Source organism: Massilia frigida (assembly GCF_011682175.1).
GTDB classification, from domain to species: domain Bacteria; phylum Pseudomonadota; class Gammaproteobacteria; order Burkholderiales; family Burkholderiaceae_D; genus Telluria_A; species Telluria_A frigida.
In genome coordinates this window covers 68,337-90,327 of sequence record NZ_WHJG01000009.1, presented here as the reverse complement: position 1 = coordinate 90,327, position 21,991 = coordinate 68,337, and the positions used below count along the sequence as shown (strand labels likewise).

Annotated in this window: 22 protein-coding genes and 2 tRNA genes; 12 read left to right on the top strand and 12 right to left on the bottom strand. The window is 63.5% G+C overall.

Going from position 1 to position 21,991, the window contains the following annotated elements; genetic code table 11:
* Positions 1-159: 159 nt before the first annotated feature.
* Genes F2P44_RS11445 through F2P44_RS11430 form a run of 4 tightly spaced genes read left to right on the top strand, consistent with a single transcriptional unit; the run spans position 160 to position 4,022 of the window.
* On the top strand, positions 160-582 hold the full coding sequence (locus F2P44_RS11445; RefSeq protein WP_167086827.1) for a DUF2141 domain-containing protein: 423 nt from the start codon (positions 160-162) through the stop codon (positions 580-582).
* Between the two features lie 13 nt (positions 583-595).
* The gene (locus F2P44_RS11440) at positions 596-2,092 is read left to right on the top strand and encodes a carotenoid oxygenase family protein (protein ID WP_167086826.1); all 1,497 of its coding nucleotides are present in this window, start codon (positions 596-598) and stop codon (positions 2,090-2,092) included.
* Positions 2,092-3,258, top strand: coding sequence for a sensor histidine kinase (locus F2P44_RS11435; protein ID WP_229423499.1), 1,167 nt, complete (start codon positions 2,092-2,094; stop codon positions 3,256-3,258). Before F2P44_RS11440 ends, F2P44_RS11435 begins: the two co-directional genes overlap by 1 nt.
* The gene (locus F2P44_RS11430; protein WP_370662674.1) at positions 3,186-4,022 is read left to right on the top strand and encodes a LytR/AlgR family response regulator transcription factor; all 837 of its coding nucleotides are present in this window, start codon (positions 3,186-3,188) and stop codon (positions 4,020-4,022) included. The genes F2P44_RS11435 and F2P44_RS11430 overlap by 73 nt, the downstream gene beginning before the upstream one ends.
* Before the next feature lie 53 nt (positions 4,023-4,075).
* On the opposite strand, the gene F2P44_RS11425 is transcribed toward F2P44_RS11430, so the two are convergent.
* Positions 4,076-4,540, bottom strand: coding sequence for a hypothetical protein (locus F2P44_RS11425; protein ID WP_167086825.1), 465 nt, complete (start codon positions 4,538-4,540; stop codon positions 4,076-4,078).
* 201 nt (positions 4,541-4,741) lie between these two features.
* The gene (locus tag F2P44_RS11420; RefSeq protein WP_167086824.1) at positions 4,742-5,119 is read right to left on the bottom strand and encodes a carboxymuconolactone decarboxylase family protein; all 378 of its coding nucleotides are present in this window, start codon (positions 5,117-5,119) and stop codon (positions 4,742-4,744) included.
* Between the two features lie 107 nt (positions 5,120-5,226).
* Between F2P44_RS11420 and F2P44_RS11415 the strand changes: the two genes are divergently transcribed.
* Positions 5,227-5,844 (top strand): LysE family translocator, encoded by a 618-nt coding sequence (locus F2P44_RS11415; protein ID WP_167086823.1) that lies wholly within the window; start codon positions 5,227-5,229, stop codon positions 5,842-5,844.
* Between the two features lie 238 nt (positions 5,845-6,082).
* Here the strand turns inward: F2P44_RS11415 and F2P44_RS11410 are convergent, their stop codons facing one another.
* Positions 6,083-8,332, bottom strand: a complete 2,250-nt coding sequence (locus F2P44_RS11410; protein ID WP_167086822.1) for a heparinase II/III domain-containing protein — start codon at positions 8,330-8,332, stop codon at positions 6,083-6,085.
* A 169-nt stretch (positions 8,333-8,501) separates the two neighbouring features.
* Here F2P44_RS11410 and F2P44_RS11405 point away from each other — a divergent pair, with 169 nt between their 5' ends.
* From F2P44_RS11405 to F2P44_RS11395, 3 genes are all read left to right on the top strand, one after another.
* Positions 8,502-9,287 (top strand): hypothetical protein, encoded by a 786-nt coding sequence (locus tag F2P44_RS11405; RefSeq protein ID WP_167086821.1) that lies wholly within the window; start codon positions 8,502-8,504, stop codon positions 9,285-9,287.
* Positions 9,288-9,290: 3 nt separating this feature from the next.
* Positions 9,291-11,528, top strand: a complete 2,238-nt coding sequence (locus tag F2P44_RS11400; RefSeq protein WP_167086820.1) for a hypothetical protein — start codon at positions 9,291-9,293, stop codon at positions 11,526-11,528.
* A 169-nt stretch (positions 11,529-11,697) separates the two neighbouring features.
* Positions 11,698-12,177: a DUF2569 domain-containing protein gene (locus tag F2P44_RS11395; RefSeq protein WP_167086819.1), complete on the top strand. Its 480-nt coding sequence runs from the start codon at positions 11,698-11,700 to the stop codon at positions 12,175-12,177.
* A gap of 100 nt (positions 12,178-12,277) precedes the next feature.
* On the opposite strand, the gene F2P44_RS11390 is transcribed toward F2P44_RS11395, so the two are convergent.
* Entirely contained in the window at positions 12,278-12,625 is a 348-nt protein-coding gene (locus F2P44_RS11390) for a 50S ribosome-binding protein YggL (protein ID WP_167086818.1), read from the bottom strand.
* Positions 12,626-12,854: 229 nt separating this feature from the next.
* Here F2P44_RS11390 and F2P44_RS11385 point away from each other — a divergent pair, with 229 nt between their 5' ends.
* A complete protein-coding gene (locus tag F2P44_RS11385; RefSeq protein WP_167086817.1) occupies positions 12,855-13,475 on the top strand; it encodes a hypothetical protein in 621 nt (206 codons plus the stop codon).
* A gap of 200 nt (positions 13,476-13,675) precedes the next feature.
* On the top strand, positions 13,676-14,749 hold the full coding sequence (locus tag F2P44_RS11380; RefSeq protein ID WP_167086816.1) for a DUF4349 domain-containing protein: 1,074 nt from the start codon (positions 13,676-13,678) through the stop codon (positions 14,747-14,749).
* A gap of 65 nt (positions 14,750-14,814) precedes the next feature.
* On the opposite strand, the gene msrA is transcribed toward F2P44_RS11380, so the two are convergent.
* Entirely contained in the window at positions 14,815-15,327 is a 513-nt protein-coding gene (gene msrA, locus F2P44_RS11375) for a peptide-methionine (S)-S-oxide reductase MsrA (RefSeq protein WP_167086815.1), read from the bottom strand.
* Positions 15,328-15,515: 188 nt separating this feature from the next.
* Here msrA and F2P44_RS11370 point away from each other — a divergent pair, with 188 nt between their 5' ends.
* Positions 15,516-16,355 (top strand): DUF3054 domain-containing protein, encoded by an 840-nt coding sequence (locus tag F2P44_RS11370; RefSeq protein ID WP_167086814.1) that lies wholly within the window; start codon positions 15,516-15,518, stop codon positions 16,353-16,355.
* Positions 16,356-16,506: 151 nt separating this feature from the next.
* On the top strand, positions 16,507-17,319 hold the full coding sequence (locus tag F2P44_RS11365; RefSeq protein WP_167086813.1) for a hypothetical protein: 813 nt from the start codon (positions 16,507-16,509) through the stop codon (positions 17,317-17,319).
* Positions 17,320-17,371: 52 nt separating this feature from the next.
* Here the strand turns inward: F2P44_RS11365 and F2P44_RS11360 are convergent, their stop codons facing one another.
* From F2P44_RS11360 to serS, 7 genes are all read right to left on the bottom strand, one after another.
* Positions 17,372-18,067: a hypothetical protein gene (locus F2P44_RS11360; RefSeq protein WP_167086812.1), complete on the bottom strand. Its 696-nt coding sequence runs from the start codon at positions 18,065-18,067 to the stop codon at positions 17,372-17,374.
* 319 nt (positions 18,068-18,386) lie between these two features.
* Positions 18,387-18,521, bottom strand: a complete 135-nt coding sequence (locus F2P44_RS36100) for a hypothetical protein (RefSeq protein WP_267877596.1) — start codon at positions 18,519-18,521, stop codon at positions 18,387-18,389.
* Between the two features lie 55 nt (positions 18,522-18,576).
* Positions 18,577-19,224: a hypothetical protein gene (locus F2P44_RS11355; protein WP_167086811.1), complete on the bottom strand. Its 648-nt coding sequence runs from the start codon at positions 19,222-19,224 to the stop codon at positions 18,577-18,579.
* A gap of 287 nt (positions 19,225-19,511) precedes the next feature.
* On the bottom strand, positions 19,512-20,135 hold the full coding sequence (locus tag F2P44_RS11350) for a hypothetical protein (protein WP_167086810.1): 624 nt from the start codon (positions 20,133-20,135) through the stop codon (positions 19,512-19,514).
* A gap of 163 nt (positions 20,136-20,298) precedes the next feature.
* Positions 20,299-20,389, bottom strand: a tRNA-Ser gene (locus F2P44_RS11345).
* A 52-nt stretch (positions 20,390-20,441) separates the two neighbouring features.
* Positions 20,442-20,531, bottom strand: a tRNA-Ser gene (locus F2P44_RS11340).
* 65 nt (positions 20,532-20,596) lie between these two features.
* Complete coding sequence (gene serS / locus F2P44_RS11335; protein WP_167086809.1) at positions 20,597-21,886, bottom strand: serine--tRNA ligase; 1,290 nt, start codon at positions 21,884-21,886, stop codon at positions 20,597-20,599.
* Between the last annotated feature and the right edge of the window lie 105 nt (positions 21,887-21,991).

The window sequence follows — 21,991 nt, the reverse complement described above, 5'->3', positions numbered from 1 at the left end:
CGCGCGCCGCCGGGCTGCCATCCCGGCCGGCGCGCCGCATTTCGCGCCGCCCCGCTGCATTTCGCGCCGTTTCCCCGCATTTCGTCGCATGTCCTCCCCGCCCCGCTTGCGTGTCGATACAGTCACCTCATCGACACCACAACCCCACCGGAGAACACCATGCGCCACCTGCCCGCCACCGCCTTCTGCGCCGCCGCCCTGCTGACAGCCTCCCTGGCCGGCGCCGCCGACCTCACCATCCGCATCGACGATGTGCGCAGCGACGACGGCACGGTCATGGTGGCCCTGTATGACTCGGCCGACGGCTTCCTCAAAAAAACCGTGGGCAGCGCCGGTGGAAAAGCCGCCAAAGGCAGCACCACCGTCGTCGTCAGGGATCTGCCGGCCGGCGCCTACGCCTTCGCCATCTACCACGATGCCAACAGCAATGGCAAAATGGATGCCAACATGATGGGCATGCCGACCGAGGACTACGCATTCAGCAATAACGCCCTCGGCAGAATGGGCCCGCCCAAATTCGACGACGCCATGTTCACCCTTCCAGCGGCTGGCCTGAACGCCACCGTCAGCCTGAAACACTAAGCCGGAGACCGCCATGCAACGCCGCACCTTCCTCACTTCCGCCGCCAGCCTGGCCGCCGCAGGCCTCGTTCCCGGCAGCGCCATGGCCGATGGTGCCACCTTCCAGCGCTTCCACGCGGCGCTCGAACGCGACCCCACGCTGGCGGTGTACGCCAACACCGTGGGCCAGCAGTCCGGCGCGGCGCGCATCGTGGGGCGCATTCCGTCGGACCTGAACGGCGTCTTTTTCCGCAATGGTCCGGGACGTTTTGAACTGGGCGGCGAGCGCCATCACCACTGGTTCGACGGTGACGGCTTCGCCCAGCGCTGGCAGATCGGCGGCGGCAAAGTAAGCCACATCGGCAAATTCGTCGACACCGAGCGCTTCACCGAGGAAAACGCCGCCGGCAAGTTCCTCTACCCATCCTTCGGCACCTATGTCGGCCGGCGCGGCGTCAAGACCAACGACACCATGAACGCGGCCAATACCAACCTGCTGCCCTTCAATGGCCGACTGTACGCCCTGTGGGAAGGCGGTTCGGCCACCGAGGTCGATGCGCAGACCCTGGCCACGGTCGGCATCAAGACCTGGAACGAGGACATGAAGTCGATGCCGTTTTCGGCCCACCCCAAGATCGACCCAAACGGCGGCATGTGGAATTTCGGCGCCCTCCCCGGCGGCAACGGCCTGGCCCTGTACCGCATCGGCGCCGATGGCCAGGTGCTCAAGACGGCCATGGTCAGCGTGCCGCAACTGGCCATGGTGCACGACTTCGCGGTCAGCGAGCAGCACCTGATCTTCCTGATTCCACCGTATGACGTGATCAAGGCCGACGACCAGAGCTTCGCCGAACAGCACCACTGGGCCGGCAGCGGCGCCAATGCGCGGCCGTTGCGGGTAGTGGTGGTGTCCAAGGAGAGCATGGCGATCCGCCAGGTGTTCGAGATGGCGCCGCATATGGTTTTCCACTTCGGGAACGCCTTCGACGATGGCGCCACCACCCGCTTCGACGTGGTGCTGCACGAAGGCGATGCGCTGGCCGAAGTGGGCCGCGTGATGCGCGGCGAGCGCCAGCAGAATTCACCCACGCGCGGCTTCGCGGCCCAGGTCACGCTCGATTACGCGAGCGGCCAGGCCAGCACCGCGCGCCTGTTCGGCGCCAGCGAATTCCCGCGCGTGATGCCGCAGGTGGTATCACGCCGCCACCGCCAGCTTGCGCTGTTGAGCAGTTCGTCGCGCAACGCCGACATCTTTCTCGACACCGTCAATCTGGTTGGCACCGACACGGGCAAGGCCGACAGCTACCGCTTCGACGCCGGCTGGCAAGTGGAAGAACACGTGCTGGTCCCGCGCGCCAACGCCCGCTCGGAAACCGACGGCTACCTGGTCGGCGTGGCGCAGGACACCAAACGCGGGCACACCGTCATGACCGTATTCGACGCCGCCCGCGTCAAGGCCGGCCCGGTGGCGCTGGCGCGCCTGCCCTACCGCGCGCCACACTGCTTCCACGGTAATTTTCTGGCGGCTTGATGAACGCAATGCCCTCTCCGTCGCACACCTCGTCGCACCCGCTCGACATGATCCCGCTGTTCCGGCGCTGGCCCAGTTCGCCGTGGCGCGACGTGCTCTATACCGGCATCTGGAACCTCCTGATCGCCCTGTTCCTGACGGCGGCGAACATGCTGTTCAGCGGCGACAGCCGCGGCTTCCCCGCCTTTTTCGGGCCGACGCTGGTGATCTCGAACGTGATCGGCTACCTGATTCACGCAGTCCTGAGCGGCGGCGACTATCTGCTGCGCGGCTGGCCATCGCGCCTGACCGGGCTGCCGCGCGTGCTGTATTTCCTCGGCACGGTCTCACTGTGCGTGGTCACGGGCCTCATCCTTGGCAGCGGCCTGCTCAGGGGCGTCAATCCGCTTAGCTACCTGACCGGCGGCGCGAACCTGGCGCCGCTGCTGCCGTTTACCCTGTTCGCCGCCCTGATCATGGCCATTGTGCTGGTCAGCGGCGAGCGCCGCATCGCCAGCGAGACCCTGGCCGCGCGCCAACGCGAGCAAATTGCCAGCGCCGCCCAGCTGCTGGCGGAAGCCCGCCTGCGCGCGCTGCAGGCCCAGATCGAGCCGCATTTTTTGTACAACACCCTGGCCAACGTGGTCGGCCTGATCGACACCCATCCCGCCCAGGCGCGCCACATGCTGGAACGCTTCATCGACTACCTGCGCGCCAGCCTGGCCGCCAGCCGCGCCGACCAGGCCACCCTGGGCGCGGAACTCGACCTGGTGGCCGCCTACCTCGACGTGCTGGCGGTGCGCATGGGCGCGCGCCTGTCGTACCGCATCGAAGCCGACGGCTGCCGCGAGATCCGCATGCCGCCCATGCTGCTGCAGCCGGTGGTCGAAAACGCCGTGGCGCACGGGCTCGAACCGAAGGTCGAGGGCGGCGAGATCGTCATCCGCGCGAGCTGCCGCGACGCTCTGCTGTGCATCGAAGTGAGCGACAGCGGCGCGGGACTGGGCAATGCCCCGCCCAAACCGGGCGGCGGGGTCGGACTGTCCAACCTGCGTTCGCGCCTGCGCAGTGTGTATGGCCCCGGCGCTCAGGTACAATTGCTCGAAAATGAGCCGTGCGGGATCACCGTGCGCCTGCTGCTGCCCCTGAAAGACACACTGCCATCGACCATCCAAGCACCCTCCTAGCGGACGATGAACCGCACCTGCTCAACTACCTGCAAACCCAGCTGGCCGCCGTGTGGCCGCAGCTGCGCATCGTCGGCAAAGCCGGCAATGGCATCGAAGCGCTACGCCTGATCGACGAGCTGGCGCCGGACGTGGTCTTCCTCGACATCCAGATGCCCGGCCTGAACGGCCTCTCGCTGGCGGAGCGGCTGGCGACGGATGGCAAGGCGCCGCACATCGTGTTCGTCACCGCCCATCACGAGTATGCGGTCGACGCTTTTGAGCATGCGGCGCTCGACTACCTGCTCAAGCCGACCACGCCGGAGCGGCTGGCCAAGACGGTCGCCAAGCTCCAACTGGCACTGCGCGCTGCGGCGCCCGCGCCGGCTGTGGCGCCCGATGCCCTGCGTGCGCTGCTGCAGCAGCTGGCCGCGCCGCTGCCTGCCGCGCCGGTGGCCACGCCGCTGCAATGGATACGCGCCGCGCATGGCGACGAGACGCGCCTGATCGCCATCGATGAAGTGATTTACTTCCAGAGCAACGACAAATACACCAGCGTGTTTTTGCAGGAAGGCGAATGCCTGATCCGCACGCCGCTGAGCAAACTGCGCGAGCAGCTCGACGAGGCGCGCTTCTGGCAAATTCACCGCAGCGTGATCGTCGCCGCCAAGTCGGTGGCCGGCACCCACACCGATTTTCGCGGCCGCCTCGTGGTCAAGCTCAAGGAACGGCGCGAACAGCTCACTGTCAGCCGCAATTACGCCGAGCAGTTCAAGCAGATGTAGGCCTGTGGTGTGGCGACGGCAGGCGTCCAGCGCTGACGGCGCTCCTGCTCCGGTCAATCCGCAAAATAGCGTTTTGCCTTGCGCGAGAAGCCGAATCGGTAGGCCCACAACAGCATCAGCGAAGGCATGAGGATGGTGCGGCCAAAAAAACCGCCGCTTTGTTGGGCGGCATTGGCGTAGTGCGTCGTATCGGGCATGAGAAACATCGCGGCCGTCAGTGCAACCATGACCAATAAGCCGAGCCAGCGCCCCCACTGGCGCCGACGCGCAATGCCAACAAGCGCACCGGCCCCGAACAGCACGAGGGCGAGGAACAAGGCCGTGTTAGCCCCAAAGCGGCTGAGCATCACGGACGGATAAGCGGCCATGAGCCAGATGGAACGTGCGGTACCGATGGCGAGCGCGATTGTCATCACGCCCAGGACGAGCAGAAGTAGCCATACGGATAACGGTCGCTTGATGGGTGGCTGGATGACTTCCGTTGCGGAGGTTGCCGTGGATTGGTAGGGATTATGCATCCAGCCACTATAGGTTCAATCAATCTCTGGAGCAACTACTTCATGTCATGAATCAGGCGCCGCGTGAGAACCCGCCAGGGACGCCTCCCTCAGCCCCTGCTGTTTGTAACACCTTGCACCGCGGATGGCGCTTGTTTCCCTGGCTATCGTGCATGCTTCATGCGTTTCAGCTACACCATCGTCCAGGACATGAAACAGGCGTCACGCGCCGCGCTCGGCGAAGACTTCCTTGGCCGCGAACAAGCCGTTGAGGGCAGCGGGAAAGCCGGCGTACAAGGCCATCTGCATCATCACTTCCACGATTTCCTCGCGGGTGCAGCCGACATTGAGCGCGCCATGGAGATGCACGCGCAGCTGCGGCGCCGCCGTACCGAGCGCGCACAAGGCGGCGATCGTGGCAATCTCGCGCGAGCGCAGGTCCAGGCCCGGGCGCGAATAGATATCACCGAAGCCGAATTCAATCAGCAGCCGGCCGAAATCGGGCGCGATGCCGGCCAGGCTGGCGATCACGCGTTCGCCCTGCTCGCCATCGATTTCCTTCAGCTTGGCCCAGCCGCGCATGTAACGTTCTTGCTCCATCGTGTTCTCCTTGGGGTGGTTGATGACGCCACTGTAGGGCCGCGCGCTGCGACGGTCCAATACCGTTTCTGTGATACCTTTTCGGTATTGTTAACCTGGGAGATCGCATGGATACCGCTACGCTGACCCTGTTCGTTCCCGCCTGCTTTGCACTGAACATGGCGCCCGGTCCCAACAACCTGCTCTCGCTGAGCAACGCGACACGCTACGGCTTTCGCCAGTCCTGCGCTGCGGGCGTAGGCAGGCTGGTGGCATTCGCGGGGATGCTGTGCCTCGCTTGCGCCGGCCTGGCGGTGATCCTGCACACGTCCGAACTGCTGTTCCACGCGATCAAAATCGGCGGCGCGGCCTATCTGTTTTACCTGGCCATACAACTGTGGCGCGCGCCAGCGGCGGCGCAGGAAGCCACGCAGTCGCCCGCCGCCGGCCTGTTCGGCCTTGCACGCCAGGAGTTCCTGGTCGCTGCCGGCAATCCCAAGGCAATCCTGATCTTCACCGCCTTCCTGCCGCAATTCGTCAGCCCCGCCGAAGCATCCGCGCCGCAGTTCGCCGTGCTGGGCATGCTGTTCCTGCTGCTCGAACTGCTGGCGATTGCCGCCTACGCCTACATGGGCGTGCATCTGCGCCGCTGGTTTGCCCAGCCGCGTGGACAGCGCATGTTCAACCGTAGCTGCGCGGTGCTGCTGGCCGGCGCCGGTGCGGGCTTGCTGGCGGCGCGCCGCTAACAACCCAAAACCGCGCCGTGCAAACGCTCGCCGGCAGCGGTCCGTGCGAGAGCGATCTCAGCGCCCGGTCGGCGGCCGTGCCGCTGGCCGCCACCCCGACGGTGCGATGCGGGCTTCCAGCGCCACGCGGCGCTTGGCCAGCTCCGGCGGGGGGCATGAGACGACACAGCGGCGCTTGCCGCCGCTGGAAGGGCCGGCTCCGTTCGATGACGCACGGAGCCGGCAGCGCGCGCGGCGCTTAGTACAAACGCAGTGGCTGGCCGTCGATCGTCACGACCGGCTCGGCCGCGGTACCGCCCAGGACCGCGACGTTGCCTTTGCAGCCGATGTCGAGCACCACCACGAATTCGCCTTTGGTGGCACGCGCCTTGGTATTGAACGCAGCGTGGTACTGGAGCGGCCCGGCGGCAATCGCGGGCGCCGGGTATTCCGCGTAGACCGATGGCGTCAGCGAAAGCAGACACAGCGAACTGGTATCGTTGGTAATCCGTACGCTGCCATCGGTCCTGTGAGTCATCGGATTCAGCGCATGCATATTCCATTCAAAAATGCGCTCCACGGGCGCACTCAATTTGTCGCGCACCACCACCACGTTCTTCTGGCGCAAGTACCACACCTGGCGCACCGCCGAATCGAGCGCGCTGCCGTAGGCGGCGGTGGCGGTGCCGGTCACGCTGTCGAGCGTGGCCGTGGTGCGGAAATTGGAAATGGCGCCGTTCCAGCCGAGCGACTCCACCTTGTCGCCAATGCCCAGCTTCTGGCCGACGCCGCCATCGTAAGTGATGGCGTTGTGCGCGCGCGTCTGGCGATACCATGCGGCCGCCTGATCCGAGCCGTACTTGTCCGCCGTGCCTGCTTCAATCAGCAATTGGCGCCCGCCGCTGTTGATGACCAGGCTGTTCTGGTCGGCGTGACCATGGTTGTAGGAGCCGTAGGGGCTGGACTTGAAGTAGACCGAGGTCATCTTCTCCGGCGGGTCTGTCATCTTGCTGTGCATGGCCACCCAGCCAATGCTCGGATACTCTGCCGCGTCGGCCGGTGCGACCGGCGTAAGTGGCTGCTCGGTGCTGATCGGCGCCTGCAAGCCGACCAGCGCATTTTCCTTCTCGCCCAGACTTTGCGCATACCACGCCGCAACGGGGGAACGCACCTGCTGGGCATAGGACTTGGAGCGCTGGCGCACCGGGATGACCTCGTGCTCGTCGCCGAACAGATGGGTAGGCGTGCCTGGCGGATCGAAATGCGCCATGAACCGGACGAAGTTGATGGCCCACGGCTTGCTGAACAAATTAACGCCGGTAGCGGCGGCAATCGGCTGCCATAGCTGCCCGAAGAGTTCCTCGGAATATTCAGCGTAGGCCGTGCCGTTGGCAAAGCCGCCATCGGCCCCGCCCCACGGCGACAGCGAATTGGCGTAGCCCCGGAAACTGAATCTGAACCACTGCTCGGCTCCCTCGACACGGCCAAGCCCGAGCGTGGCGATGGCGCTGAGCATGCCGTAATTGGTGCCGCCATGCGAGTTGAAGGGATACTGGTCGATCTTGTTGCCGGCACCCAGGACATCGTTATAAATGGCGGCGCCGCGGCTCTTCACCGCCGCCAGCCAGCGATCGCTGTCGGCCTTGCCAACAGCCGGACCCAGCAAGTCAATCGCCTTGATCAGCGAAAGCGCGATGACGCGCGTGGCCTGGTCCTGCTCGCGGTAGCTGGTGGGGCCGTCGGAACTGAGGGCGGCCAATTCGTTGCCGCGCCGGATCGCTTCGTCCAGGTTGGCCTTGACCACCTCCGGCTTGTCGTTACCGCACAGGCGCCACAGCAGCGCCGCCGATTCCAGCTGGCGCGCCAGCGGCGTGATGGCATTGCGTATCACGGCAGCCTGGTCGAGATAGGCCTGCGTGGGCGGGTTGGTGACACGCTCGGGCCAGGTCGCGTCAGACGGCGTGGGCAAGGCAGTCTTGTTCCTGATTACCTCGTTTTGCAGGCTCTCGCGCAGCTTGAGGCGTTCGGCCGGGAGCACGACGTAGCGGCTGGCGGCCAGCTCGGGCGGCAGGGAGCGCACGGCGCCGCGCGCCTTGATGAAATCGATGAGGGCGGTTTCGGAAGGCACAATAAACGGCAACGAAGCGACCGCGTCGATCCTGAACTTGCGCGCCTCGGTCCATTCCGTGTCTTCATTGGCGCGCACGCGCCAGCTGTAGCTGCCCGGGGCGAAAATTTTGTCCGGCAGCAGCCAGTTGCGGCTGACCTTGAAACTCTGCGTCGCGCCGCCCGGGCCCGTCACTTCCACCACGTAGCCGGAAGCGAGTTTTTTGTTGATCGTTTTCTGCGACCAGGCAAACCCGGGCGGATTCTGGCCCTGGTCGCCTACGGGCACCGGCCGCACCACCGACAGGGTGGCGCTGGCAGCCCAGTCGGCATGCGCGGGGGCGCCGATGATGCCCGCACAGAACAGCAGGCAGGGCAAAGGACGTACGGAAAAAAAGGACATGCATCACTCCATCAAATAGATAAACCAGCAAGGTTGCGACGGCATCTTATTGTAAAAATAGTCATTTTGAATATCTATTAATTAAAATACATCCTCTAGAACCATTGCACGCTTCGCAAGGGCGCGCACTCGGTTAAGATACGGCTCACCTCATGCAACGACGCTCACCATGCCCCGCCCACGCACGCTACTCCTCGATCTTCTCGCGCTGCTGATGCTGCGCATCGACAGCGGCGCCAGCGGCCGGCCCCCTGTCCATCCGGCCCTGGCCGCCCTGCCTGCCGAGCTGGTCTGGGCGTGGGAACGGCCGGAAGACCTGCGCTGGCTGCCGGCCGGGGTCGGCGTGGCCTATGTCGCCTCGACCGTGCTGCTGCAGGGCGAGCAGGCGCTGGTCTACCGGCGCGCCGCACCGCTGCTGCTGGCGCCCGGCGCGGCGCGGGTGCCGGTGCTGCACGTGGACCTGTCCTGGCGCCAGCCGCCGGCGCTGACCGACGCCCAGGGCCGGCGCATCGCCGACGAACTGCTGCGCCTGGCCGGACGCGCCAACCGCCAGGTGGTTCAGCTCGACTTCGAGGTGCGCCGCTCGCAGCGCCCCTTCCTGGCGCGCACCATCGGCGCCATCCGCGCCCGCCTCGACCCCGCCATCGCGCTGTCGGTCACGGCGCTGGCCTCGTGGTGCCTGGACGATTACTGGCTGCACGAGATCGCCGCCGATGAAGTGGTGCCGATGGCCTTTCGCATGGGCGGCGAGCAGCACGCCCTGCGCGCCCGCTTGCTGGAGCAGCGCGGTTTTACGCGCGCGCGCTGCGGCGCCGCGATCGGCTTTTCCACCGATGAACCCATGATCGCGGTGCGTGAAGGCCGCCACTATTATTTTTCGCCGCAAGCCTGGAGCGCCGCCCGCTGGCAGGCGCTGCGCGGCGCTCCCCGTTCCTCCATTCCATCGAGACCCTAAACCATGCGCCTCTCCCATACCTGTTCCCTGCTCGCGTGCGCCTTCCTGTCGATGGCGGCCGTGCCCGCCGCTGCCAGCGGCGGCGACGGTTACCAGACCAACCGCTTCGCTTCCGAATTCCAGCCCGCCAACGCCGCGCTGTTCGCCTCCGGCAATCTGGGCGTGCTGCCGGGCAGTTACTGGCGCGTGTATCACTACCTGGCCTACCAGGCCGCGCGCGGGCGTCCGCTGACCAAAGAGCAGGTGGCGGCGCTGGGCCTCCATACCTGGCACGTGGGCCATTCCAGCGAGTGGGCCGGGGTGTATCCCGAGAAAAACAGCGCCGATGCCTGGCTGGCCGCGCGCGCGCCGTACGCGGCGCACATGGCGCTGCCGGCCACGCTCGAGATCGACGCGAACGCCGACACCGCCGACAGCGAGAGCTATCTGAATTGCCATTCCGATGCGTTCAGGCAGGCTGGCGTCACCATGGCCGCGCGCGCCCGCCTCGGTGCGGGCGGCAAGCCCGATGCCTGGTTCAAGTCGTGGCTGCAGGGACAGGACGCGGTGTTCTCCAACTGCGCGGAACCGCCGCACGCGTTTGGCGAACCGGTGCCGAAACGCGTGGTCAAGCTGCCGCCGCCGCTGCCGGCCAGCGCCCCGGACTGGCTCAAGGACGACCACGTCTACCAGACGGCCGCCGCCAATTTCTATGCGCGCAACTTCGATCTGGCGCGCACCCAGTTCCAGGCCATCGCGCGCCAGCCCAAGTCGCCATGGCAGGCGCTGGCGCCCTACCTGGCCGCGCGCACGCTGATCCGCAAGGCCATGCTCGATTACCCCCTGCGCGACAAGCAGCCGGCGGCGCGCGAGCGGGTCGAGGCGCTGGCGCAAACCAGGCAGGAACTCGACGCGCTGGCCAAGACGTCCGGTCCCGCCAGGCACATGGTGACCCTGGTCGAGGCGCGCCTGAACCCGGCCGAACGCCTGGCCGCGCTGGCGCGTGCGCTCGACAAGGAGGCCTTCGGTCCCGATACGCCGCGCATGCTGCACGACTATCTGGTGTTGATGGACAAGGTGATGGAGTCGGCGCCGAACAGCGCCCTCGCGGCCAGGGAGCCGATGACGGCCTGGATTGCCAGCATGCAGGCCGGCCCGGGGAGCGGCGCCATTCACGCCCTGCGCAAGAGCTGGCTCAAGCAGGGAGATCCGCTGTGGCTGGCGCCACTGCTCGGCATGGCGCGCGCCAGCGAGCTGACGGCGGCCGAGCGCAAGGCGGCGGCGGCCGTGCCGGCCACGCATCCGCTGTACCAGACGCTGCAATACCACCTGGCGCGCCTGGCGCTGGCCGAACAGCAGGCCGAGCGCGCCGACAAGGACATCGACCGCCTGCTGTCTGCCTACGGCAAGCAGATGTCGGTGGCCACCACCAACCGCTTTCTCGCGCTCAAGATGGTGTCGGCAGGCAGCGTGGAGGAATTCCTCAAGGCGGCGCTGCGCCGTCCCGATCCGGTCGAGCGGGGCGAGGCCATCGATGCGGCGCCGGCCAGGGCCGATGTTGCCGAGACCGACCAGGACTTCGGCATCGCCATGTCGCGCCACCTGCCGATGACGGAACTGAAGGTGCTGCTCAAGCACCCGCTGCTGCCGCCGGCGTGGAAGCCCCAGTTGCAGGAAACCATGCTCACGCGCGCGCTCATCTTCAACGACGAGGAGAGCGCGCTCGGACTGCTCGATGCGGTGTCCAAATCGCGCAAGAGCACCGCGCATTTGTACGAGCGCTACCGCAAAGCGGCGAGCGGTACCGAACGCAAGCTGGCCGGCGCGCTGATCCTGGTCAATACGCCGGAGCTGCAGCCGTCGGTGGTCGACAAGGACGACAAGCCGCGCTACTGGGGCTGCGCCGGCACGGACGGCCAGCCGCAGGTGGCGCCGCACGTGGTGATGCCGGCGCCGCGTTTCCTCGGTGCGCAACGCACGGCGGAAGCGGCCAAGGAGCAGGCAGTGCTGCTGGGCCTGCCCCTGCGCACCGAGTTCCTCGCGCCCGCCCTGCTGGAATGGGCGCGCACCAAGCCGGTGGACGAGGAGGCGCCGAAAGCGCTGCACTTCCTGGTTGCGTCGACCCGGATGGAGTGCCCGTACGGCACGGCAGTGCCCGCGGAGAAGCAGTTGCGCGCCCGCTATTCGCGCGAGGCGTATGAAGTGACGCACAAGCTGTATCCGGCGAGTAAATGGACCAAGGCCACCAAGTACTATTATTGAGGCGGCAGAGTCCGCGTGAGCGTCTCAGGAAATGACGCCGGCGCCGGTGTTGGACAGGCCGTCATGGCATTTCCTGAGGGGCATGCTCACGAAACGATAAATTTCTTTTGGGCATTATCGGCGGATCACCTAAGATAGCGCCGTGCCTGATTAATGAAAGAAGTGGAACGTGAGCGAACTGAAGAAAGACCTGGAAGGATTGAATGGCTGGCTGATGATTGTGGGAATGGGAGTGCTGTTCACGCCGCTGCGCATGTTGTTTGTATTTCCGGAAATGTATGTAAATTTGTTCAATAGCGCCAACTGGGTCGACATGATCACGCCCGGCTCTGGCACCTACAATGCGGCGTGGAAGCCGCTGGTGTTTACGGAAGTGCTATTCAACTGCGCGATGCTGCTGGCATCCTTGGCGCTGATCTACCTGTTCTTCGCTAAAAAACGGCGCTTTCCGATGCTGTTCATCGTGCTGCAAGTGGCCGGGATCCTGTTCATCGTGTGCCAGAGCATGATCATTCACCTGATCTTGCCGACGGAGCCGCTGTTCGACCCCGACACCAGTGGCGACCTGGTGCGTTCCCTACTCGCGGCGCTGATCTGGGTGCCGTACATGCTGGTGTCGGAGCGGGTGGAACAGACGTTCGTGGAATAAATTGAATGGCGTCCGGACATGCCGGCCTGCGACCCGCACAGCCTGGCCGGCACGCTGCGGTATGCGTGACAGTGCGCCATCTGCAAGGTCGATATATGAATCAGTCAGAATCCGTCCAGGCATCGATCAACGGCCCGACGATGACGTCCTCAAGCAAAGCTTGATTCTCCAGCCAGGCACCGACCGAAGCGCGGTGGCACTCGCCCAAGGGTGCGTAGCTCACGCCCGAGGATACAACTCCGTGAAACGCCTCAGTGCCGCCGCCGCCGAACACCAGGCCTTGCCCTTCGATCGCAACGTCGATGAACTCGTCCATCATCGCAAACAGCGCGGGCAAACCTGGAGCGTTGCGATAGCGCGCCTTGACGACGAAGCAGAACTCCTGGAATTCACCGACATGCTTTTTCTTCCTTTGGCGCCGGTTCAAGCGGTGCGTTGCGCGCGTCATCGTTTTCCCTCCCTTCGTCATTCATCGGCCATGACATTGGCTTTTACACAAAATCAGTCCTGGCGACTGTCGGGTATTCCCCACGACAATGTTGTATTTTTCCCTAAGGAAAGTGCCAAAAATGATATTGCCCTGCTACATCCATCATTGCTCATTGAATAATACGCACGGACAGGTCATACTTGTCGGCCGCCCGAACCGGACGCGGACGCATTTTATTGGAGAGAGCATGTTGATTATATGGGGTAAGCGCACCTATGGCGCGGTACACAAGGTGGGTGACACGTCGGTGAAAACCGTGTTCGGACACCTGTGGTATCTGCCCCTGTTCCCGATGAGCAGCCATTATGTCGACGGCAAGACCGGCGCCTCGTTCGAACTCAACGGCATGAATGGCCGGTCGGTCCTGTGCGGCTACATGCGCGTGTGGCTGCCGGTGGTGCTGGTCTTCTTCTTGATGGCTTTTCAGGCCAACCACGAGGAAATCAAGACATTCTCCGCGCTGGCGATGTTTCTGATGGCCGCGCTCGTCATCGGTTCCTATATTTTCGACAAAAAGGTCGTCAGCCCGTCGACCGTCCAGGTGCGCAACATGATGAAGCGCCATTTTGGCGTGGCTGTCGATCCGTATCAGTGCCTGACCAGCCTGCAGATGGAAATCGACGAGCGGATGCACGCCCACAGCAGCGGCTCGCTGGACGCGTTCTGGTACAAAAACATGCTCAACTCCCCTGCCGTCCCGCCGGAAATGGTTGAGCTGGCCGTCCTGCGCGCGCGCTGCGACCAGCACGACAAGCCGCTGCAACAGCTCGCCCTGCAAAAATTGCCGGGCGTACGCACGGTGGCGTAAAGCGCCCTTGTCGCTGACGGTGCGCGGGCGCCCGTGCCGCCAGCCCCCCGTCCATCCCTGCCGGCACAGTTGACGCAGGTCTAACCCCGTTTTCCTCGTCGCTCCGTTTAAAGAACGAGGGCAACACATTCGTCCCTTTTGCCGCAGCCGCCGATACGCCGGATGGCTGCGTTCTTCGATCGACAAACGCAAGGAATGCCATGATGGACCTGAAACCTGTGACGCGCGCCGCCGCCTGCATCACCCTGCTCGCCTTGTCGGCGGCATGTTCGAAAAAAGAACCGATCGCGGCACCGCAGGGAAACTCTGCCGCGATGATGATGGCCGATACGGCCGCGGCGCCGGCTGCCGGCGCCGCAGCCCCGGCTGCCGCGCCAGCGCCCCCGCCCCCGCCTGAGGCGCGAATTGCAGAGCGGCGCGGGGAGAACGAGAAATCGGGCGCCGCCGAGGCCAAGCCCCTCACCACGGCCAGCCCCGCACAGCAAATGGCTGCGGGCACGAGCCCCCTTACCGACGGCGAGCGCAAGTTCATCCGCACCGCGGGCGCGCACTTTCGCGTCAAGGATGTGTATGTGGCCGCGCTGGGCATCGAAGACACCGTCGCCAGCCACGGTGGCTTCGTCGTCAAGAACGATATCCGGACCGAAAGCATGAGTACCCAGCGCCATCCGGCCGGCGAGGGCAAGTTGATCGAGCTGAACGAATATACGGTGCACGGGCATCTGATCGTACGCGTGCCCAGCACCAAGACGCAGGAGTTCCTGCGCGCGATTGCCGGTCATGTGGTGTTCCTGGACGAGCGCACCTATGCCGCCCACGACGCCCAATTCGACCTGCTGCGCCAGCAACTGCAAGCCATGCGCGAGCAGGAAACGCAACGCGAGCTGGGCGACGCCGTCCGTGATGGCGGCAAGCTGGAGCAAAAAACGGACGCGATTACCGTGCGCAACGATGTCAAGGCCGCGCGCGATGCCGCCCTTCTCGCGAAAAAAGAATTCGAGGACCAGGTCGCTTTCAGTACCATCGACCTGACCCTGATCCAGCCATCGCGCGTACTGGAGAGCGAACGCGTGGATGTGAACAGCGTGTATCGCCAGTTCCGTCCCGGCTTTGCCAGCCAGCTGCGCGAGCAGTTGCGCGGCGGCTGGGAAAGCACGCTGGGATTTCTCCTGGCGCTGGCCGGGCTGTGGCCGCTATTGCTGATCGCCGCTGCCGGTAGCCTGGTGCTGCGGCGTTTCCTGCGGCGCCAGAAGAAAGCCGCCGCGCCGCATTAAACGCTGGCGCAGCGGCCGCGATACGGTCGCGCTGGGCCCGGTCAGGCGACGCTCCTGGCCGAAGCTCAGGCCGCGTTGTGGCCGCGCCGTGCTAGGCGCCAGTCCTTGCGGATGAAGTGGCAGGTATAGCCGGACGGATTGCGCACCAGATAGTCCTGGTGCTCCGGTTCGGCTTCCCAGAACGGGCCTGCGGGCGCCAGTTCGGTGACAACTTTGCCGGGCCACATGCCGGATGCGTCGACGTCCGCGATGGTGTCGAGCGCGCGTGCCTTCTGCGCGTCGCTGGTGAAGAAAATGGCCGAACGGTAGCTCATCCCGGTGTCGTTGCCCTGCCGGTTGACGGTGGAGGGATCGTGGATCTGGAAGAAGAATTCCAGCAACTGCCGATAACTCAACACATCGGGGTCGAACACGATCTCGATGGCCTCCGCGTGCGTTCCGTGATTGCGGTAGGTAGCGTTGGGCACATCGCCGCCCGAGTAACCGACCCGGGTCGAGGTCACGCCAGGCATCTTGCGGATCAAGTCTTGCATGCCCCAAAAACATCCGCCGGCCAGGATTGCTTGTTCTGATTTCATGTGTGCCTTTCATTGTCGCCGCTCAGCGGCATCGGCAATAGATGGGACGTGACCGGGTAATTGCAATAGAGCGGCGGAAAACGACCGGCCGATCAATCTCCCGGTTTGGTAAAATCCAGATTGACATTATCAATATGCAGTATCAGGTCGCTACACGGGCCATCAGCGATGGACCACGAGAGCGAATAATGACACAACAACTGGAACAGACCAGTCAGGCACAAGCCGCCCCGGCGCCGGATGCGGACGCACTGGGGGCGCTGATCGGGAGCTACGACAAAGGCTTTCCACACGCATTCGGAATATGGTTCGCGGCCGCGCTATCGTTCGGCGTCGGCTTATTCGTATTGTGGCTCAGCGTGCAAAATCACTCCGCCACGGCCCATCCCGGGGATGTGTACGCACTGTACGCGGTCGGGCTTATTGCCGTAGCCGTGGGCGCTGTTTTGGGACTTCTCATCCGGCGCCTGGTGGCGGCGCAGCCGGCATATGATGTGTTCGAGCACGGTATCCGTACACGCAATCGCGCCGGGGAACAAACCGCCCTGTATAGCGATATCGAGGATATGTTTTCCTTCAATAGTCGCGCCGTGGCCTTTCGCATATCGCCGCGAACCCCGTGGGTTTTTCTCGGCTATTCCCCGGCCCAGCTCGCCGTTTTAAGCGAACTGCACGGCAAGCACATGGCCCAGCGCGCCTCGACCTTGTTTCAACAAGTGATGGACGGAAAAACGGTGCTGTTTCGCTATTTCCAGAATACGAGTTGGCTGACGAGAAACATGTTGATGAATGCCCCGACGTCCGAGCTAACGCTGAACAAGCAGCAGCTGACAATCGGAGACAAGCGCATCGCCATCGACCGCATCGACGGTATCCATATCAGTGCCTGGACGGGGAAAAAGACCATCATGGCCAAGGATGGTACCGTTTTTCAGACCATGCCCATGAATGCGGTTCTGTCCTTCGAAGTGCTACATCTTGTCCTCTCCACTCTTCAGATAGTCCAACCTCCGCAGCCCGGGCCGTAATGCCCCGCCCATCGCGCACGCCCTGAGTGTCCTTGCGCGCCAGAGAGGCTAGTGTGCGGCCCAGGTTTGCTAGAATCGGCTGATTGTATTTTCAACGTTGCCTGTTTGGCCTGAGGCCAGGCACATTCACAATCGATGAGGAAAGCGAGCGATGACACACATAGAACAAGCACGAGACGCGCAAGCGCTGGGTCCACTGATCGCCACCTATGGCAAAAGCCGCTCCTTCCTGTTTGTCGGATGGTTCATGGCGGCGCTGTTCGCCGTGGTCGGACTCTTTGTGCTGTGGCTGACCACCCGTATTGGCCCGAATTTTCGCTTCAGCGGCGATGTGTCGCTGCTGTATGGAGTCGGATTTGGCGCGCTGGCGCTTGGGGCGGCGATTGCATTTTTTATCTGGCGGCTGGCCGCATCGCAGCCGACTTTCCAGCTGTTCGACAATGGCATCCGCGCGAGTGGGCCGGATGGGGAGAATGTCACGCTGTACCGCGAGCTGGAAGACTTGTACACCTTCTTTTATGGCGGCATCGGCTACCGCGCCTCGGCGAATGCGCCGTGGACGTTTATCGGCAGCCGGATTCACAAATTCGCCGAATTGAGCGAGCGCTTGCGCAGCCTGCAGGTGGCGCACCGGGGCGAGGTATTGCATCACCAGCTACAGGCCGGAAAGCCGGTAGTGTTCCGCTATCTTGAGGACAGCGTGGCCCAGTCAAAAAGCATGGTCGCTTCGCGCAATATGAACTTCCCCACGTTCGAGCTGGCCTTGAGCGCGCACCAGTTGCAGATCGGGCAGAAAAGCATCGATATCGACCGCATCGCCAACATCAATACCAATTTGTGGACCGAGACATCGAGCATCATGGATGTCGATGGCAAGGTGTTTCACAAGATTCATCCGAGTTCGATCCTGTCGTTCGACCTGCTGCGGGCACTGATCGCGCGGCAGCAGCAAGCGATGCGGTAGAACTCGCCCAGGGCTGGTCATGCTTCAGGCGGGAGATTCGCCGCCTGGGCGATTAACGCGTACAGATGCCTTTACTATCCATCAGTACATGCGGCATCGAGTGCCCCGCTTGCGGCTTGCCGATCAGTTGCTGTTCCACAGCATCTTTTTCGCACTGCCGCGCGTCCTTGGCGGGTGATACCGTCGGCGCAATGACCTCAGGGGCGGGATCGGGAGCGCTCGCGGGCGGCGCACCCATCAGAACCGTCATGACTGGTTCAGGGGCGACCGTAGTGGCGGCAGGCACTGCCGGCACGGGCTGGGCTTCGCCAATGGAGCAGCCGGCTGCGGACAAAGCGAGCACCGCCGCGCCGGCAATGCCCGGCAGCCTGCGCCATGGCTGGCGCGCCGTGGAGCGCACGCTGTCGCCGCAATCGCTGGACACGACGCTGCCATCCTGGCGCTTGTCCATCCGCACGCACAGATCGCCGTTGAAGTTGCCCGCGATGAGCGCGGCCCCTTCCACGGCAGGCATGGCGGAGAGATTGAAGACGTTCTTGTTGCAATCCTTGCAGTGACGGACGCGATGATCGCCCGTCATGGCCTCCCATGACGCGGTACAGGGCAAGGCAATCTCGATACGGTGCAATTCAATCGGCTGGTGCGGCGCGCGCGGTGGTTTCATGGTGAAGTTCATTTCGTTGAATGAGTCGGAGGCCCGGATGGACGTTTCCACATCGGTATGAAGTGAAACGGCCGCGTCAGGCAAACGGGGTTAATCCTCTCAAGAAAATGTTTCCTGGTTCGATGCAGCGCTTCGATATGCTGTCTGCGCTGCTTACGCAGCAGCAGCGTTTTGCCTGAAAGCAAATCAACGGCATGGCGAGCGCGGGTGACGGTTGATCTGCCTCAAATCCGGTCCAACACGCATAGCGTGCCTTTGTCCCCGGCGTGAAGCGCAACGATGATCGATGCATGGAAAGCCGGATTCAAAAGCTGGAAGAGTTTGCCGAGGAGACGCGCCATCGGCTCACGCGGATTGAAACACGCCTGGAGCAAACTGCGACCAAAGCGGATCTGTACGAACTTCAGGTCACCATGGTCAAATGGATCGTCGGTACCGTGAGCGCCCTCGGTATCAGCGGCATCACTGTCATGGCCTTTGTGCTGAATAATGCGACGCCGAAGGCGGCGAGCGTAGCGCCCGCCCCGATCATCATCATCAGCGCTCCCTCCACGCTCCTGGCGCCATCCAGGTATCCTGTGGACGGCCTTGACTCAGGTATGGATGCCGGAATCCGCGCGCGTGCCAAGGTCCTGATTGGACGGCTGGGCATCCTGGTCGACTTCCGGGCCAGGCATCGGCTCGCTTGTTGGCGAGGCCTCCATGCCATCCGGCGCGGCTGGACGTGCCTGCGCTTTTCGGCTGGTCCCATGCGCGCGTGGCACCTTTCGCGCTGGCGGCGGTTTCACAAACTCGTCAATGACCATCGAGCCCATCATCAGTGTCGACTCGGGCGATACCATATCGAGCGAGACGGTAACGACGTTGTCGACCGGCGCCGCCTCGCGGGTGCTACAGCCGGCCGCCGAGAGGGCAAGGACAGCAGCACCCACCAGGCGGGGGAGCGAGCGCGGTGCAGGACGCGCGAAGGACTCCGGGGCGGCACCGCAATCGCTGGTCATGACCGTTCCATCCTGGCGCCGGTAAAACTTGACGCACAGCTCGCCCTTCACATTGCCGGCGACCAGGGCGGCCGCTTCGGATTCAGTCATGGCGGATAGGTCGAACACATTCTTTTTGCAATCGCCGCAGTGCCGCACGCGGTTGTCGCCAGTCATTTCGTCCCAGGACACCGCGCATGGCACAGGAATGCTGAATCGATGGTGCGCAAGCGTGTTGGCGAGCTTCACAGGCTGTGTCATGGTCATATTTCTTTCTGTGCAGTGATTGCCTGATCCAAGGAGAGCGCCCCCCGATTCAGGAAGCGACCACGGTCAATATCGTCAATGCTGAAAACGTTCAGTTGCGGCGCACCCGACGCCGTCGGGATTGCCCTCGATGCAAGGCTCGATCAACTCGCCTTGCACGACGCGTTTGCCCACCGCCGTCTGGGAGACTGCGGCGAGTTGCTAGATGATAACGTCATTTCCTCTGATCTCAGCCGGTGTTTTTCCCAATTCTTTCGCGACCTCTGCAACCGGCCACTTGCTCATCGGAGGTTCCGTACCGGCCGCTTCGCGCTGTTGGCCGCTCGCTTGACAGGTTTTCGCGGTGCCGCAACGTTGCCCAGCCATTCCGCCGATTTGGCTTTTTTCACTTGCTGGCCAGTCTCGCCGGCAGGCGCCGCTGGCTTCGCGTTATCAGGAACGTCCACCCTCGTTGCCGGCGGTGCGCCCATCGTCTCCATCATGGGCGCTGGAGGCAATGGAGGCAATGTTGGTACGGCGGCATCGACGTTGGCAACGGGCACAGGGTCGGTCATGGCGCAGCCCGCAGCGGATAAAGCCAGCATGGCCGCACCAGCCATGAAAGGCAGCTTGCGCCACGCTTGGCGGACGACGGCGCGCGGGCTATCGCTGCAATCGCTGCTTATGACCGTGCCGTCCTGACGTCGATAAAACCTGACGCACAGGTCGCCGCTATGGTTGTCCGCCAGCAGCGCAGCTGCGTCGGCTTGCGGCATGGCTGAGAGATTGAAAACGTTCTTGTTACAGTCCTTGCAGTGGCGAACGCGATCGTCGCCTTGCATCTTGTCCCACGACGCCGTGCAGGGCGAAGCGATATCGATATGCTGCAGTGCGATCGACTGCTTGTGGGCACTGGATTGCTTCATTTGGACATCCGTTTCTGGTGATTGAGGGATCCGACTGGACATATCGACGCCGGCTACCTCATGAAACGGAGCGCACGCGCAATCGGGGTTAAACGCGGGAAAAAATTCGTTTAGCCGGCGACAGACGAAAAAAAGCTCCCGTTCGGGAGCTTTTTCCTGCTACTGGCGGAAAGGGTGAGATTCGAACTCACGGTACACCAAAGATGTACACTGGATTTCGAGTCCAGCGCATTCGACCACTCTGCCACCTTTCCTGGTCTTGCTTCAAAAAAAATCCCCAACTACGGGGATTTTTTTCTTTATTCATGGCGGAGAGGGTGGGATTCGAACCCACGGATGGGTCGCCCCATCGCTTGATTTCGAGTCAAGTACATTCGACCACTCTGCCACCTCTCCTTTCTCACATTGCTGCGAGAAGGCAAAATTATAGCCCCCCTCCCTAAAAAAAGGAAGGACTATTTTCAGGGGGCCAGACGGGTCAGCCCGCCCATGTAGGGATGCAGTACCTCGGGAATCGCCACGCTGCCATCGGCCTGCTGATAGTTTTCCAGCACCGCCACCAAGGTGCGTCCCACCGCCAGGCCCGAACCGTTGAGCGTGTGCAGCAATTCCGGCTTGCCGGCCGCATTGCGGAAGCGCGCCTGCATGCGGCGCGCCTGGAAGGCCTCGCAGTTCGACAGCGAGGAAATCTCGCGGTAGGTGTTCTGCGCCGGCAGCCACACTTCCAGGTCGTAGGTCTTGGTCGCGCCAAAACCCATGTCGCCGGTGCACAGCGACATCACGCGGTACGGCAGGCCAAGCCCCTTCAGGATGGCTTCAGCGTGGCCGACCATCTCTTCCAGCACCTCGTACGAGGTGTCCGGATGCACCACCTGCACCAATTCCACCTTGTCGAACTGGTGCTGGCGGATCATGCCGCGCGTGTCGCGACCGGCACTGCCCGCTTCCGAGCGGAAGCACGGCGTGTGAGCCGTCATCTTGATCGGCAAGGTTTCGATGGCGACGATCTCGTCGCGCACGGTGTTCGTCAGCGATACTTCCGAGGTCGGAATCAGGTAAAAGGTTTCGCCCTCGCCTTCCGCGCCGCCCTTCTTCACCGAAAACAGGTCGGCTTCGAACTTCGGCAGCTGGCCGGTGCCGCGCAGCGAATCGGCGTTGACCATGTACGGGGTATAGCATTCGGTATAGCCATGCTCACCCGTGTGGGTGTTGAGCATGTACTGGGCCAGGGCGCGGTGCAGGCGCGCAATGCCGCCCTTCATCACCGAAAAGCGCGAGCCGGTCAGTTTCACGGCGGTCACCAGATCAAGTCCCAGCGCGCTGCCCACGTCCACGTGGTCGCGCACCTCGAAGTCGAACGCCGGCGGCGTGCCGACCTTGCGCACTTCGACATTGCCGCTTTCATCCGCGCCAACCGGCACCGACGCGTGCGGCAGGTTCGGCACCGCTTCCATGAACGCGGCCAGTTTCGCCTGGACCTCGCCCAGCGACGTTTCATTGGCCTTGAGCTCGTCGCCCAGGCCGGCGACGTCCGCCATCACGGCCGATGTATCTTCGCCCTTGCCCTTGAGCATGCCGATCTGCTTCGACAGCGAGTTGCGCTTGCTTTGCAGGTCTTCGGTACGCGTTTGAATCGCCTTGCGTTCGGCTTCGAGGGCGTTGAAGCCGGCCACGTCGAGCTGGAACTTGCGCGTCGCGAGGCGGGCCGCGACGTTGTCGATATCTTTACGGAGAAGTTGAATGTCTATCATTGTCGGTAGTGCCGCTATGTGGAGGAACAGGAAAAATCCGTTGCCGGAATCACTTTTCCGAGGGAACCGTGCGGGCGGATGCTGCCGCGCACGAATCAAGCAAAT